At 75.0% G+C, this 14,535-nt stretch carries 14 protein-coding genes; 6 read left to right on the forward strand and 8 right to left on the reverse strand.

Features of this window, described 5'->3' with window-relative positions; genetic code table 11:
• Positions 1–23: 23 nt before the first annotated feature.
• Both Cpa01nite_RS07715 and rsrA read left to right on the forward strand, forming a co-directional pair.
• Complete coding sequence (locus tag Cpa01nite_RS07715; RefSeq protein ID WP_275406221.1) at positions 24–785, forward strand: sigma-70 family RNA polymerase sigma factor; 762 nt, start codon at positions 24–26, stop codon at positions 783–785.
• Positions 782–1,078, forward strand: coding sequence for a mycothiol system anti-sigma-R factor (gene rsrA / locus Cpa01nite_RS07720; protein ID WP_203668166.1), 297 nt, complete (start codon positions 782–784; stop codon positions 1,076–1,078). Before Cpa01nite_RS07715 ends, rsrA begins: the two co-directional genes overlap by 4 nt.
• Before the next feature lie 96 nt (positions 1,079–1,174).
• On the opposite strand, the gene Cpa01nite_RS18970 is transcribed toward rsrA, so the two are convergent.
• On the reverse strand, positions 1,175–1,249 hold the full coding sequence (locus tag Cpa01nite_RS18970) for a 50S ribosomal protein bL37 (protein ID WP_370521008.1): 75 nt from the start codon (positions 1,247–1,249) through the stop codon (positions 1,175–1,177).
• 133 nt (positions 1,250–1,382) lie between these two features.
• On the opposite strand from Cpa01nite_RS18970, the gene Cpa01nite_RS07725 reads away from it, so the two are divergent.
• The 3 genes from Cpa01nite_RS07725 (at position 1,383) to Cpa01nite_RS07735 (ending at position 4,223) form a co-directional block, all read left to right on the forward strand.
• A complete protein-coding gene (locus Cpa01nite_RS07725; RefSeq protein WP_203668167.1) occupies positions 1,383–2,471 on the forward strand; it encodes a type IV pilus twitching motility protein PilT in 1,089 nt (362 codons plus the stop codon).
• A gap of 139 nt (positions 2,472–2,610) precedes the next feature.
• The gene (locus Cpa01nite_RS07730; RefSeq protein ID WP_203668168.1) at positions 2,611–3,453 is read left to right on the forward strand and encodes a DUF4097 family beta strand repeat-containing protein; all 843 of its coding nucleotides are present in this window, start codon (positions 2,611–2,613) and stop codon (positions 3,451–3,453) included.
• Complete coding sequence (locus Cpa01nite_RS07735; protein ID WP_239068623.1) at positions 3,453–4,223, forward strand: PadR family transcriptional regulator; 771 nt, start codon at positions 3,453–3,455, stop codon at positions 4,221–4,223. Before Cpa01nite_RS07730 ends, Cpa01nite_RS07735 begins: the two co-directional genes overlap by 1 nt.
• 67 nt (positions 4,224–4,290) lie before the next feature.
• Here Cpa01nite_RS07735 and Cpa01nite_RS07740 read toward each other — a convergent pair whose 3' ends face one another.
• Together Cpa01nite_RS07740 and Cpa01nite_RS07745 are read right to left on the reverse strand one after the other, a co-directional pair.
• Entirely contained in the window at positions 4,291–4,890 is a 600-nt protein-coding gene (locus tag Cpa01nite_RS07740; RefSeq protein WP_203668169.1) for a GDSL-type esterase/lipase family protein, read from the reverse strand.
• Positions 4,891–5,066: 176 nt separating this feature from the next.
• Positions 5,067–5,222: a hypothetical protein gene (locus tag Cpa01nite_RS07745; RefSeq protein ID WP_203668170.1), complete on the reverse strand. Its 156-nt coding sequence runs from the start codon at positions 5,220–5,222 to the stop codon at positions 5,067–5,069.
• 93 nt (positions 5,223–5,315) lie between these two features.
• Between Cpa01nite_RS07745 and Cpa01nite_RS07750 the strand changes: the two genes are divergently transcribed.
• On the forward strand, positions 5,316–6,299 hold the full coding sequence (locus Cpa01nite_RS07750) for a GlxA family transcriptional regulator (protein ID WP_203668171.1): 984 nt from the start codon (positions 5,316–5,318) through the stop codon (positions 6,297–6,299).
• A gap of 70 nt (positions 6,300–6,369) precedes the next feature.
• Here Cpa01nite_RS07750 and Cpa01nite_RS07755 read toward each other — a convergent pair whose 3' ends face one another.
• The 5 genes from Cpa01nite_RS07755 to Cpa01nite_RS07775 all read right to left on the reverse strand — a co-directional run bounded on the left by Cpa01nite_RS07755 (position 6,370) and on the right by Cpa01nite_RS07775 (position 14,446).
• Positions 6,370–10,311 carry a multifunctional oxoglutarate decarboxylase/oxoglutarate dehydrogenase thiamine pyrophosphate-binding subunit/dihydrolipoyllysine-residue succinyltransferase subunit gene (locus Cpa01nite_RS07755; RefSeq protein WP_239068624.1) on the reverse strand — a complete coding sequence of 1,314 codons (3,942 nt, stop codon included), beginning with the start codon at positions 10,309–10,311 and terminating at the stop codon, positions 6,370–6,372.
• Positions 10,312–10,664: 353 nt separating this feature from the next.
• A complete protein-coding gene (locus Cpa01nite_RS07760) occupies positions 10,665–11,474 on the reverse strand; it encodes an ABC transporter permease (RefSeq protein ID WP_203668173.1) in 810 nt (269 codons plus the stop codon).
• The gene (locus Cpa01nite_RS07765) at positions 11,471–12,469 is read right to left on the reverse strand and encodes an ABC transporter ATP-binding protein (protein WP_203668174.1); all 999 of its coding nucleotides are present in this window, start codon (positions 12,467–12,469) and stop codon (positions 11,471–11,473) included. Before Cpa01nite_RS07765 ends, Cpa01nite_RS07760 begins: the two co-directional genes overlap by 4 nt.
• 109 nt (positions 12,470–12,578) lie before the next feature.
• On the reverse strand, positions 12,579–13,658 hold the full coding sequence (locus Cpa01nite_RS07770; RefSeq protein WP_373307359.1) for a HAMP domain-containing sensor histidine kinase: 1,080 nt from the start codon (positions 13,656–13,658) through the stop codon (positions 12,579–12,581).
• Positions 13,659–13,660: 2 nt separating this feature from the next.
• Positions 13,661–14,446, reverse strand: a complete 786-nt coding sequence (locus tag Cpa01nite_RS07775; protein ID WP_203668176.1) for a response regulator transcription factor — start codon at positions 14,444–14,446, stop codon at positions 13,661–13,663.
• Between the last annotated feature and the right edge of the window lie 89 nt (positions 14,447–14,535).

Genomic DNA, 14,535 nt, shown 5'->3' on the forward strand with positions numbered 1-14,535 from the left:
GACCGGGCTGCGTTGTGCCGTCCATGAGCTGTTCCACCCTCGACCGGCCGGCCGCCGTGACCGGCGGCGTCGCCCTGCTGCCCCGCCCGGGCGGCCCGGCGCCCGCGCGCGCACTAGGCTCGGCCCTGATGAGCGAGGACACCACACGCGCCCCCGAGTCCGAGGACGACGCGGCGCGCAGCGAGCGGTTCGAGGCCGAGGCGCTGGTCTACCTGGACCAGCTGTACGGCGCCGCCCTGCGCATGACCCGGAACCCGTCCGACGCCGAGGACCTGGTCCAGGAGACGTTCGCCAAGGCGTTCGCCGCCTTCCACCAGTACCGGCCCGGGACGAACCTCAAGGCGTGGCTGTACCGGATCCTCACCAACACGTTCATCAACACGTACCGCAAGAAGCAGCGCGAGCCGCGGCAGTCCCAGGCCGACGAGATCGAGGACTGGCAGATCGCGCGGGCGGAGTCGCACTCGTCGACGGGACTGCGCTCCGCCGAGGCCGAGGCGCTCGACCACCTGCCCGACTCGGACGTGAAGGACGCGCTCGCGCGGCTGCCGGAGGACTTCCGGATCGCCGTGTACCTGGCGGACGTCGAGGGGTTCGCCTACAAGGAGATCGCCGAGATCATGGGCACGCCGATCGGCACCGTGATGTCGCGGCTGCACCGCGGGCGCGGGCAGCTGCGCGACATGCTGGCCGACTACGCGCGCGACCGCGGTCTGGTGCCGGCAGGGGGGTCGTCGACCGCCGAGGGCGGGGACGGCGCGGGATCGTCGAGGAGGGCACGATGACGGGCTGGGACGCCGCGGGGGCGACGCCGGAGCAGACGGCGGGGGGCTGCGGCCCCGAGTGCGAGCAGGCGCTGGGCCGGCTGTTCGCGTACGTGGACCGGGAGCTGGAGCCGGTCGACGCCGAGCAGGTGCGGCAGCACATCGAGGACTGCCGCCCGTGCCTGGACGAGATCGCCGTGGAGACGATGCTCAAGGAGCTCGTCAAGCGGTGCTGCCAGGACAAGGCGCCGGCGGACCTGCGCGTGAAGATCCACGCGCAGCTCACCACGCTGCGCGTGACGCGGACCGTCTAGGACCGCGCGGGGGCCGGACCGGCCCCTCCGAGCACGACGAAGGGCCCGGTGCGATCGCACCGGGCCCTCGTGCTGTGCGGCTGCGCCGCCCGACGCTCAGGCGTTGGGGCGCTTGCCGTGGTTGGCGCCGTTCCCGGCGCGGGAACGGCGCTTGCGACCACGCTTGCTCATGGAACTTCTCCCTGGTGAGGCTGACCGGTGCGGCGGTGCAGCCGCCCGGGGACCCCCCATGGTCCCACACCCGGCACGCGCGTTTCGCACCGATGGTTCAAGGACCGGGGGGAACCGGCCGATCAGAGGAGGTGTGAGCGAGCAGCCGCAGTCCGTCGTCCCCCTCCTGCACGCCCTGGCCCAGGCCGGCGGCTCCGACCTGCACGTCAAGGTGGGCTCCGAGCCGCGCGTGCGCGTCGACGGCCGGCTGCGCCGGCTGCAGGTGCCGGCCCTCAAGCCGCGCGACACCGAGCACATGCTCGGCGAGGTGCTGCCGGACGACCTGACGGAGACCTTCGGCCGCACCCACGAGGCCGACTTCGCGTTCTCGCTGTCCGGCGTCGGCCGGTTCCGCGTCAACGCGTACCAGGCGCGCGGCACCTACGGCATGGTGTTCCGCCTCGTCGCGATGGGCGCGCAGTCGCTGTCGGAGCTCGGCCTGCCGGACGTGCTGGGCGAGCTCGCCCTCGAGCCGCGCGGCCTGGTGCTCGTCACCGGCCCCACCGGCTCGGGCAAGACCACGACGCTGGCGTCGATGATCGACCTGATCAACACGGTGCGCGAGGCCAACATCGTGACGATCGAGGACCCGATCGAGGTCCTGCACCCGGACAAGCGCGGCATCATCTCCCAGCGCGAGATCCGGCAGGACACCGCCGACTTCACCGTCGCGCTGCGCGCCGCCATGCGGCAGGACCCCGACGTCATCTTCGTCGGCGAGATGCGCGACGTGGAGACGGTGCGCGCGGCGCTGTCCGCCGCGGAGACCGGCCACCTGGTGCTGTCCACCCTGCACACCATCGACGCGGCCGAGTCGGTCAACCGCATCGTCGACTTCTTCCCGCCGCACGAGCAGCAGCAGATCCGGGTCGCGCTGGCGCAGTCGCTGCGGGGCATCGTGTCGCAGCGCCTGGTGCGCAAGGCCGACGGCGGCGGGCGCACCGCGGTCGTCGAGGTCCTGGTCAACACCGGCCGCACCGCGGAGGCGATCGTGGACCCTGCGAGCAGCGAGCCGCTGCTGGACCTGATCAAGCAGGGCGACTACTACAAGATGCAGACCTTCGACCAGCACCTGGTGCGCCTGGTCGCGGACGGCACCGTCACGTACGACGAGGCCCTCGGCGTCGCGTCGAACCCGCAGGACCTCACGGTCGAGCTGCGCTCGGTGGGCCTGATCGCCTGACGAGGCGGGGCCGGTCCGCCGACCCGCCGACCCGGCGCGCCGCCGCGACCCGCCCGCCCCGGGAACGCCCTTGCCGGGCTCCCGCGCGCCCTCTACCGTGGGGTAGACGCGATATATCTCGATGCGAGGGAGCAGCGTCATGGCCACGGAGTCCTGGGTCGTCATCGGCCCGCAGATCATCGAGGTCGAGGACGTGCGCTCGCTGCGCGTCCAGGTCAGCGGCGGCCGGGTCGACGTGGTGGCGCACGAGGACCCCGCGCTCACCGGCGCGCGGCTGGAGGTGCACCGCGTCGACGGCTCGCCGCTCGAGGTCACCTACGCCGACGGCGCGCTCTGGGCGGGGGTCCGCTCCGTCACCGGCATCGACGGGTTCCTCGACCGCCTGCGCGGCCCGGGCCAGCGCGACCGCGTGGAGGTGCACCTGGCGGTGCCGGCGCACGTCGTCGCCTCGGTGGCGTCGGTCAACGCCGACCTGCTGCTGGCGGGCGTCGAGCAGGACGCGACGGTGTCGACGGTCGGCGGCGGCGTGGTCGTCGACGGGACCCGCGGGGCGCTGTCGGTGAAGAGCGTGTCGTCCGACGTCGTGGTCCGGGACCACCTCGGCGACCTGTCGGTCGGCACCGTGTCCGGCGCGGCCACGGCGTCCGGCGCGCTGCACCGCGTCACGGTCACGACCGTCTCCGGCGAGGTCACGCTCGACTGCCTGGCGCCGACGTCGGTGTGCCACGTGCGGACGGTGTCGGGCGACGTCGCGGTGCGGCTGCCCGCCGGCCACGGCGTCGGCGTGGAGGCGCGCAGCGTGTCGGGGCGCGTCGTGATCGACGGGGTGGAGCGCGGCGACCGGCGGCCGGGCCGCACGACCGTCGACCTCCGCGACGACCGCGCCACCTGCTACGTGTACTCGCAGACGGTGTCCGGCCACCTCACGGTGCTGCACGGCGCCCCGCTCGCCGAGCCGGTGGTGGACGCCGGCGGCGCCTGATGGCCGTCTTCGGGCACGGGCAGCTCCGGCTCTACCTGCTCTCGCTGCTCGAGGTGGGCCCGCGGCACGGCTACGAGCTGATCAGGGCCCTGTCCGACCGGTTCGGCGGCACCTACCGCCCGAGCGCGGGCACGGTGTACCCCCGGCTGGCCCGGCTCGAGGAGGAGGGCCTGGTCGAGCGGTCCGCGGCCGGCCGCAAGACGCTCTACACGCTCACCGATCGGGGCCGGGCGGAGGTCGACGCGCACCGCGCCGAGCTCGCCGCGCTGGAGCACGAGCTGGCCGGCGTCGTCCGCGACCTCGCGGCGCGGGTGCGCGCGGAGGTCGCGGGGTCGATGGCGGGGATGCGCGCGGACGTCGCCGCGGCGGCGCAGCAGGCGCGGGCGGCGGCGGTGCGCGCCGGGTGGGACGGCGCCGCGGCGCCGGGCGCGCCGGGCGCGGGCGGCCCCGGGGCGGGGGGCAGCGCGCCGGCCGGGGGCGTCACCGGTGACGGCGTGCCGAGCGGCGTGGCTCCGGCCGGCGGCGGCCCCGGTGGCGTCCCACGGGTGCCGACGCCGGGCGTGCCGTTCGACGGCCCGGGGGAGCGCCGCGCCGCCCGGGCCCGCCGCGCGGCGATCGAGGCCGAGCTGGCCGCGTTCCGCGCGGAGGTCCGGGACGCGGTGCGCCGCTCGGAGGCGGCGGGCGGCCCGACCCCGCTCACGGCGGACACGGTGCGGACCGTGCTGGCGAGCGCCCGCGCCGCGATCGCCGCGACGCTCCCGCCCGGCTGACTCCCGGGGGTGCACGAGACGCGTCGGGGGTGCCCCCGGTGAGGGCACCCCCGACGCGTCTCGTGCGTCAGACCACGTCCTCCGGGAGGCCGAGCCAGGCGTTCCAGTGCGAGTGCAGCACGAGCCAGGCCATCAGGCCGTAGCCGGCCTGGCCGGGCAGCGACCCGTCGCCCGCGGCGAGATCGGCGAGCCACTGCTCGTGCCCCGCGAGCGGGGTGAACGTGTCGACGTACGGCACGCGGCGGCGGGTGGTGACGTCGGCGAACGCGGCCGACAGGTCGGCGAGCGTGGTGGGGTCGACGCCGGCGCCGGGCGGCGGGCCGACCACGAACGCCGGCATCCGGCGTTGCTCCGCGGCGTCGAGGATGTTCGCGAGGTTGAGCCGGCTGCGCGCGAGCGACAGGCCCGCGAGGGCGTCCGCGCGGCCGAGCGACACGACCAGCCGGGTGTCGGCCTCGGCGGAGGCGCGGCGGCCGACCTCCTCCTCCCAGCGCGCGGAGAGGCCCGAGGTGGTCTCGCCGGGCACCGCGAGGGTGAGGACCGTCGGCGGCACAGGGGTCGTGGTCCGCGCGGCGACCCGGCCGACCCAGCCCAGCGCCCGGGGGTCGCCGGCGCCCGCGGCCAGCTCGTCCCCGATCACCACCAGGCGCACCGGCAGCTCGCCCACGTCCCGTCCTCCCGCTCGACCCGCACGTCCCGCGGCCGCGGGACGCCCCAGTGTCGCAGCCGGACCGGCCGGGACGCCCGCCGACGCGCGGCCCTCGCCGAGATGGCACTCCTCGGCTGTGTACCCGGGTCCGCGGACAGCCGAGAGGTGCCGTCTCGGCGGAGCGAGGGGCGCGGTCAGCGCAGGTAGCCGTCCGCGCCCTCGGTCCAGTCGCGGTGCGAGCGCGGCGGCGCGCGGTGGCCGAGCCCGTCGGTGCGGATCCAGTCGTAGAGCCGCGCGCCGAGCCAGGCGGTCAGGGTGATCAGGGCCAGGGCGATCAGGAGAGTGGTCATGGCAGAAAGCCTGCCGCCGGGTCATTTCCGCCACGAGTGGCAGGACTGCCGAGACCCATCGACTTCCCGCCAGTTCCGTGGCAGGCTCGGCGCATGCTGCAGCGAGTCGCCGCGATCGCGGTCCCGGGGGTGTCCACGTTCGAGCTCGGGCTCGTCTGCGAGGTGTTCGGCATCGACCGGTCCGACACCGGCGGCCCGACCTTCGACTTCACGCTGTGCACCCCGGAGCCGGGCCGGGTGCCGATGGAGCCCGCGCTGGCGGTCGAGGTGCCGACCGGTCTCGACGCCACCGAGGACGCCGACCTCGTCGTGGTGCTGCCGTACAAGGCGCCGTACGGGCTGCCCGAGGCGGCGCGCGACGCCATCCGCGCCGCGCACGACCGCGGCGCCTGGGTGATGAGCATCTGCTCCGGCACGTTCGCGCTCGGGGAGGCCGGGCTGCTCGACGGCCGCCGGTGCACCACCCACTGGATGTACGCCGACGACCTGCAGCGCCGGTACCCCACGGCCGAGGTCGACCCGGCGGTCCTCTACGTCGAGGACGGCCGCGTCATCAGCAGCGCGGGCACCGCCGCGGGCATCGACGCGTGCCTGCACCTGATCCGGCGTGAGCTGGGCGCGCAGCAGGCCGCGCTCGTCGCCCGGCGGATGGTCGTCCCGCCGCACCGCGACGGCGGGCAGGCCCAGTACGTCGACACCCCGCTGCCGTGCGACGCCGACACCCTCGCGCCGCTGCTCGCCTGGATGACCGAGCACCTGGACGCCGAGCTCACGGTGCCGGACCTCGCCGCGCGGGCGCTCATGTCCGAGCGGACGTTCGCCCGCCGGTTCCGCGCCGAGACCGGCACCACGCCGGCGGCCTGGGTGACCCGGCAGCGGCTGGTCCGGGCGCAGGAGATGCTCGAGCGCACGTCGGCCGGGGTGGACGAGGTCGCCCGCGCGAGCGGGTTCGGCAGCGCCGCGATCCTGCGGCACCACTTCGCGCGGGTGCTGGGCACGAGCCCGCAGGCGTACCGCCGCCAGTTCGCGTGCACCGACGAGGCCGAGTCGGCGGCCGACCGCATGTCGGTCGCCTGACCCGCGACCCCGGACGCGCCGGAGGCCGGCCACCCGCAGCGGGTGGCCGGCCTCCGGCGTGCGGCGCGGGTCAGCGCTCGAACGCCGCCCGCAGGATCTCCGCCTGCTCGGCCTGGTGCGCCTTCGCCGAGCCGGCCGCGGTGGACGCGGACGCCGGGCGGGACACGGCCCGGACCGGCGCGCCGACGACCTGCGGCAGCGCGAGCGACACGTACGACCACGGGCCCTGGTTCCGCGGCTCGTCCTGGACCCAGACCAGCTCGGCCCCGTCGAACGGCGCGAGCGCCGCGCGGATGCCCTCGTGGTCGAGCGGGTACAGCTGCTCGAGCCGGACGATCGCGGTGCGCTCGTCGTTCAGCTTCTCCCGCTGGGCCACGAGGTCCCAGTAGAGCTTGCCGGAGCAGAGCAGGACGCGGTCGACCCGGGCGGCCGAGGCCGCGGCGCGCTCGTCGCCGATGACCGGTCGGAACGTGCCGGACGTGAAGTCCTCGACCCGCGACGCGCCCGCCTTGAGCCGCAGCATCGACTTCGGGGTGAAGACGACGAGCGGGCGGCGCGGCCGGGCGTAGGCCTGGCGGCGCAGCAGGTGGAAGTACGACGCCGGCGTGGTCGGCTGCGCGACGGTCATGTTGCCCTCGGCGCACAGCTGCAGGAACCGCTCGATGCGGGCCGACGAGTGGTCCGGCCCCTGGCCCTCGTAGCCGTGGGGGAGCAGCAGCACGACGGACGAGTGCTGGCCCCACTTCTGCTCGGCGGAGGAGATGAACTCGTCGATGACGGTCTGCGCGCCGTTGACGAAGTCGCCGAACTGCGCCTCCCAGAGCACCAGGGCGTCCGGGCGCTCGACGGAGTAGCCGTACTCGAACCCGAGCGCCGCGTACTCCGACAGCGACGAGTCGTAGATCCAGAACTTGGCCTGGTCCGCCGACAGGTAGAGCAGCGGGGTCCACTCGGCGCCGGTCTCCCGGTCGTGCAGGACGGCGTGCCGCTGCACGAAGGTGCCGCGGCGGGAGTCCTGCCCGGCGAGGCGCACCGGGGTGCCCTCGATGAGCAGCGAGCCGAACGCGAGGATCTCGCCGAAGCCCCAGTCGATGCCGCCCTCGCGGGACATCTGCTCCCGCTTGGCGAGCAGCTGCGCGAGCTTCGGGTGGACCGTGAAGCCCTCCGGCGCCCGGACGTGCGCGGCGCCGATCCGCTCGAGCACCTTGGCGGGCGTGGCGGTCTGCCAGCCGATGATGACGCCGGCGTCCTCGCGCTGGGACTCCGGGCGCTCCAGGCCGGCCACCGGCTCGGCGTCGGGCGACGGCGGGGTCCAGCCCTCCTCGCGGGTCTCCGCGAACACCCGCTCGAGCTGCGCCTGGTAGTCGCGCAGCACGTGCTCGGCCTCCTCGAGCGTGATGTCCCCGCGGGACACCAGGGCCTCGGTGTAGAGCTTGCGCACCGAGCGCTTGGCCTCGATGAGGTTGTACATGAGCGGCTGGGTCATCGAGGGGTCGTCGCCCTCGTTGTGGCCGCGGCGGCGGTAGCAGACCATGTCGATGATCACGTCGCGGTCGAACTGCTCGCGGTACTCGAAGGCGAGCTCGGCGACCCGGACGCACGCCTCGGGGTCGTCGCCGTTGACGTGGAAGATCGGGACCTGCAGGCCCTTGGCCACGTCGGTGGCGTACTGCGAGGAGCGCGAGGACGACGGGCCGGTGGTGAAGCCGACCTGGTTGTTGATGACGACGTGGATCGTGCCGCCGGTCCGGTAGCCGCGCAGCTGGGCGAGGTTGAGGGTCTCGAAGACCACGCCCTGGCCGGCGAACGCCGCGTCGCCGTGGATGAGGATCGGCAGCACGGAGAACCCGTCGCCGCCCAGGTCGATCCGGTCCTGCTTGGCGCGGACGATGCCCTCGAGCACCGGGTCCACCGCCTCGAGGTGCGACGGGTTCGCGGCCAGGTACACGCGGGTCGACGCCCCGGACTCGGCCTGGAACACGCCCTCGGTGCCGAGGTGGTACTTCACGTCGCCGGAGCCCTGCACGGACTTCGGGTCCTGGTTGCCCTCGAACTCGCTGAAGATCTGGCCGTAGGACTTGCCGGCGATGTTCGCGAGCACGTTGAGCCGGCCGCGGTGCGCCATGCCGATGGCCACCTCGTCCAGCCCGCCCTCGGCGGCGCGGGACAGCACGGCGTCGAGCAGCGGGATGACGGACTCGCCGCCCTCCAGGGAGAACCGCTTCTGCCCGACGTACTTGGTCTGCAGGAACGTCTCGAACGCCTCGGCGGCGTTCAGGCGGCGCAGGATGCGGAGCTGGTCCTCGCGCGGCGTGGGGGCGTAGCCCGCCTCCAGGCGCTCCTGCAGCCAGCGGCGCTGGCGGGGGTCCTGCAGGTGCATGTACTCGAAGCCGGTGGTGCGGCAGTACGAGTCGCGGAGCAGGCCGAGCACCTGGCGCAGCGTGGCGCGGGGCTTGCCGGTGAACCCGCCGGTCGGGAAGGTCCGGTCCAGGTCCCACAGCGACAGGCCGTGCGTCTGCACGTCCAGGTCCGGGTGCTTGCGCAGGCGGTAGGCCAGCGGGTCGGTGTCCGCCATCAGGTGGCCGCGCGACCGGTAGGAGTGGATGAGCTCGGCGATCCGGGCCGGCTTGATGGCCTCGGCGTCGGGGTCGGCCGCCTCCTTGACCCAGCGGATCGGCTCGTAGGGCACGCGCAGCGACGCGAACACCCGGTCGTAGAAGCCGTCCTCGCCGAGCAGCTTCCGGTGCAGGATGCGCAGGAAGTCGCCGGACTGGGCGCCCTGGATGACGCGGTGGTCGTAGGTGGACGTCACCGTCAGCACCTTCGACACGCCCATCCTGTTGAGCTGCTCGTCGGAGGTGCCCTGGAACTCGGCGGGGTAGTCCATCGCGCCGACGCCGATGATCGTGCCCTGGCCCTGCATGAGCCGCGGCACGGAGTGCACGGTGCCGATGGTGCCCGGGTTGGTCAGGGAGATCGTGGTGCCCGCGAAGTCGTCGACCCCGAGCTTGCCGCCGCGGGCCCGGCGCACGACGTCCTCGTACGCGTTCCAGAACTGCGCGAAGTCGAGCGTCTCGGCCTGCTTGATGCTCGGCACCAGCAGCTGGCGGGTGCCGTCCGGCTTGGCCAGGTCGATCGCGAGGCCCAGGTTCACGTGCGCGGGCGTGAGGTAGCCCGGCTTGCCGTCGACCAGCGTGTACGCGGTGTTCATCGCCGGCATCTCGCCGACCGCCTCCACCAGCGCGAAGCCGATGAGGTGCGTGAACGAGATCTTCCCGCCGCGCCCGCGGGCGAGGTGGTTGTTGATGACGATCCGGTTGTCGACCAGGAGCTTGGCCGGGATGGCGCGCACCGACGTCGCGGTGGGCACCTCCAGGCTGGCCTCCATGTTGGTGACCACCCGGGCGGCGGGGCCGCGCAGGCGCTGCGTCTCGTCGGAGGCCGCGGGGGCCTCCTGCTCCGCCTCGCGCGCGGCCTTGGCGGCGGGCGCGTAGGGCGCGGTCGCCGGCTGCGCCGTGGCCACCGGGGAGCTGGCCGGTGCCTGCTCGGGGTCGCGCGGCGCGGGCTGCTCCTGCGGGCGCGTCGCCGCCGGGGCGGGGGCGGGCGGGACCGGGGTGTCGTCGCCGGTGTGCGCGGGGCGCTCGGCCTCGGGCGCGGCGACGGTGCCGGGGCGCTCGCCGGCGGGGGCGCCCGGGGCGGGCCGCTCGGCGGCCTGCTGCGGGGTGGGCGCCGTGCCCGGTGCCGCGCCGGACGCCGGGGCCTGCGCGGGCGCCGCGGCGCCCGTCGCCGGGGCGGGGCTGCTCGCGGGGGCGGCGGCGTCGACCGCGCCGTTCGTCCCCGTGCTCCCCGCGCCGTCCCCGGCCGCGCCCGACGTCGTCGCGGCGGGCGCCGAGGGCTTGTAGCCCTCGAAGAAGTCCCACCACGCGGGGTCGACCGCGGTCTTGTCCTGGAGGTACTGCTCGTACAGCTCGTCGACCAGCCACGTGTTCGCGCCGAAGTCGGCCCGGTTCACGTCTGGCTCCGCATGCTGGGACACGCGAGGATCGCCCACTTCCTCCGCGGCACGGACCGCGTCATCGCCGGATCAGTTCGTGACCACCCTACGTCCTGACCGGGCGTCATCTCCCCTTGGGAGGCGCGGCGCGCGGACGGTTCACACGGCTGTCACACGGCGGGTCCGGCGGGGGTACCAGGCGTCCCATCTGCGGGTCTGCACCGGGTCGAGGGCGTGCCAACTCGGTCATGTGACCGCCGTCGCGGGGGCGCGGCGCGGCCGGGTGCGTCGCACGAGTGGAAGATCCGGCCCGACACGCCGGTGCGTGTCCGGCCGGATCTTCCACTCGACGCGGGGAGCGCGCGGGCGCGTCAGGTGATGTCGCGCTTCAGGGTCGTGAACCGGCCCAGCAGCGCCAGCACCACCGCGTACCCGACGAGCACCGCCGCGCCCGCGGCCGGGCCGAGCAGGTCGCCCGCGCCGGTGGCGGAGTAGAACGAGCCGCCGCTGATCGCCTCGCCCGCGGCGCCCGGCAGGAACTTGCCGGCCGGCGCGAGCGCGTCGTTGAGGCCGAGCACCAGCCGCGCGATCGGCTCGACGAACTGCGTGAACGCGAGCACCACGACGATCGCCACCACCTGGTTCGGCATCGCGAACCCGAGGCCGACGCCGACGACGCACCAGACGGTGAGCGCGAGCGCGGTGCGGGCGATGACGCCCCAGACCGCGCCGTCGTCCAGGCCGGTCGCCGTGTCGTTGACCACGAACGCGAGCGCGCCCGCGCCCACCGTGGCGAGCGTGCCCAGCACGCCGTACAGCACGCCCATCGGGATCGACGCGACGAGCTTGGACACGACGAACCGGTTCCGGTCCGGCTGGGCCAGCAGCGTCGGCGTCAGCGTGCGGTGCCGGAACTCCGACGTCACGGACAGCAGGCCGACGAGCAGCGGCAGCGCGTAGCCGAACGTCGAGGGCAGCGTGTACACGGTGGTCGCCGCCGTGGTGGTGTCCATCGGGACCGCCTCGCCGGACGCGCCGGTGACCTCGGCACCGTCGAAGCTGAACGCGAACGCCATCGCGGCGCCCATGAACGCCATGTAGCCGACCATGACGATCAGCAGCACCCACCAGGTCCGGGTGGTGACGATCTTGCGGTACTCGGAGACCAGGGAGTCCTTCATCGCGCACCTCCGGCGGCGGTCGGGGCGGCGGCAGGGGCGCCGGCGTGGGCGCCGCGCGCGGGGGCGGGGGCGGTCAGGCGGAGGAAGACGTCCTCCAGGCCCACGCCGTGCGTGGCGAGCTCGTGCAGCTCCAGGCCCGCGGCGAACGCGGCATGCCCGACCGTGGCGACGTCGGTGCCGACCAGCTCGGCGACACCACCGACCCCGCCGACCCCGCCGGCCCCGCCGGCCGTCCCGTCGGCGGCCCGCTGCCAGCCCGCCCGCGCCACCAGGGCGTCGAGCGCGGCGGCGTCGGGGGAGGCGACGCGCACCCGCGGCTCGGCGAGCCCGCTCAGCTCGGCGAGCGTGGAGGCGTGCACCAGGCGGCCGCCGGCGATGATCACGACGTCGTCCACGGTCTGCTGGACCTCGGACAGCACGTGCGACGACACCAGGACGGTGCGGCCCTGCGCCGCCAGCGCGCGCAGCAGGTCCCGCAGCCAGCGGATGCCCTCGGGGTCGAGCCCGTTCGCGGGCTCGTCGAGCAGCAGGACCGGCGGGTCGCCCAGCAGCGTCGTCGCCAGCGCGAGCCGCTGCCGCATGCCGAGCGAGAACCCGCCGACCCGGCGCTTCGCGGCGCCGGACAGCCCGACGAGGTCGAGCACCTCGTGCGCGCGGCGGTCCGGCACGCCGGCCTGCGGCGCGAACACCCGCAGGTGGTCCAGCGCCGTGCGGCCGGGGTGGAAGTCCGCGGCCTCCAGCGCCGCGCCGACGGTCTGCATCGGGCGGTCGAGGTCGGTGTACCGGCGGCCGCCGATCGTCGCGGTGCCGGCGGTCGGCTGCACGAGCCCGAGCAGCATCCGCAGCGTGGTGGTCTTGCCGGCGCCGTTGGGGCCGAGGAACCCGGTGACCCGCCCGGGGCGGACCGTGAAGCTCAGGTCGTCCACGGCCCGGACCTGGCCGAACGTCTTCGTGAGGTGGGAGACCTCGATGGCGTGCGTCGCGTCGGGTGGCATGCCTCGACCCTAGGGACGCCCGACGGCCGGGCGGATCAGCCGCGAGGAGGAACCGCCGCGGGCCGGCGCTCCGCCGTCCGGAGGAGACCGCCGCGGCGGGGGCGGGGGCTCAGAACGCCGCGGTCGCCGGCCGCGAGGTCCGCCGGGACGGCATCATCACCCGCATCGTGCAGCCGGTGTCCGTGTCGGCGACCTCGACGGTGCCGCCGTGCAGCGTCACCGCCCAGCGGACGATCGACAGGCCCAGCCCCGTCCCGCCGGTCGAGATCTGGCCGGTGATCGCGGGGGTGTTGCCGCGGGCGAACCGCTCGAACACCCGCTGCCGCTGGTCGGCGGCGATCCCGGGGCCCTCGTCGATCACGTCGATCTGCACCCAGCCACCCGCCCGGTGCGCCTCGAGCCGCACCGGCGCGCCGCGGGGGGAGTGCCGGACCGCGTTCTGCACGAGGTTGGCGACGACCTGGTGCAGCCGCTCGCGGTCGGCGGGCAGCGTCAGCTCCGGCGGGTCGACCCGGACCGGGAACGTCAGGTCCTTGGACGCCCCGACGAGCCGGCCCTCCTGCGCCGCCTCCTCCAGGAACTGCTGCACCGGCACGTCGGACACCTGCAGGTCGACGGCGCCGGCCTCCAGGCGGGACAGGTCGAGCAGCGTCGCCACCAGGCGGCTCAGCCGCTGCGTCTGGGCGAGCGCGGCGCGCATCGCCTCGGGGTCCGGGTCCTCGACGCCGTCGACGATGTTCTCGAGCTGCGCCTGCAGCGCGGTCACCGGGGTGCGCAGCTCGTGCGAGACGTTGGCGACCATCTCGCGGCGCAGCGAGTCGGCCTGCTCGAGGTCGTCGGCCATGCGGTTGAACGCGGTCGCGAGCTCGCCGACCTCGTCGCGGCTCGTGGCGCGGACCCGCCGGCTGTAGTCGCCGGCGGCCATCGCGCGCGCCGCGGACGTCATCTCGCGCAGCGGCGACGTCATGCCTCGGGCGAGCACCTGGGTCATCACCAGGGCGATGACGATGACGATCGGGAAGGTCCGCGTCGGGCCGAGCGCGTTGTTCAGGCCGATCCAGGTGAGCAGGGCCGCGACGAACACCGCGGCGGCCACCAGGACGCCGAGCTTGATCTTGATCGACCGCAGCCGGTCGAGCGGGCGGACGTCGGGCAGCCGCGGGCGCTGGTGCCGGGGCGGGGTCGGCACCGTCACGCCGGGCCGCCTCCCGCGCTCCCCGCCGGCTCGAGGGCGTAACCCACGCCGTGCACCGTGCGGATGAGGTCGGCGCCCAGCTTCCTGCGCAGGGCCTTCACATGCGAGTCGACCGTGCGGGTGCCGGAGGCGTCCACCCAGTCCCAGACCTCGGCCAGCAGGCGCTCGCGGGTGAGCACCGTGCGGGGGCTCGCGGCGAGCGCGAGCAGCAGGTCGAACTCGGTCGGCGTGAGGTGCACCTCCTCGCCGGCGCGGTGCACGCGGCGCTGGGCGCGGTCGATCACCACGTCGCCCACGGCGACCGGCGGCTCGGCGCCCTCGGAGCCGGCGGAGGCCAGCTCGGCGGCCAGGGCGGCGCGCTGCTGGCGGCGCAGCAGCGCCTTGACCCGGGCGACGAGCTCGCGCATGGAGAACGGCTTGGTCATGTAGTCGTCGGCGCCGACGCCCAGCCCGATCAGCATGTCGGTCTCGTCGTCCCGCGCCGTGAGCATGAGGACGGGCACCGGGCGGTCCGCCTGGATCCGGCGGCACACCTCGAGCCCGTCGATGCCCGGCAGCATCACGTCGAGCACGACCACGTCGGGGTTCAGCCGGGCCGCGGCGTCGACCGCCTGCAGGCCGTCGCCGACGGTCTCGACCTGGTAGCCCTCGGCGGACAGCCGCCGCGCGACGGCGGTGGCGATGGCCGGCTCGTCCTCGACGACGAGGACCGACGTGGAGGCGGCGCCCGGGGCGCCCGCGGGGGAGCCGGCCGCAGCGCCGGGGCGGGATGCTGACGTCATCCCGCCAGCGTAGAGCGCGCGTGTGGAGGTTTCGTATGATCCTGCCACCATGAGCAGCTCAAGTCGCTGCCGGCGTCACTCCCGGGCCG

The organism is Cellulomonas pakistanensis (assembly GCF_016862755.1).
In the GTDB taxonomy this organism is placed as follows: Bacteria; Actinomycetota; Actinomycetes; order Actinomycetales; family Cellulomonadaceae; genus Cellulomonas; species Cellulomonas pakistanensis.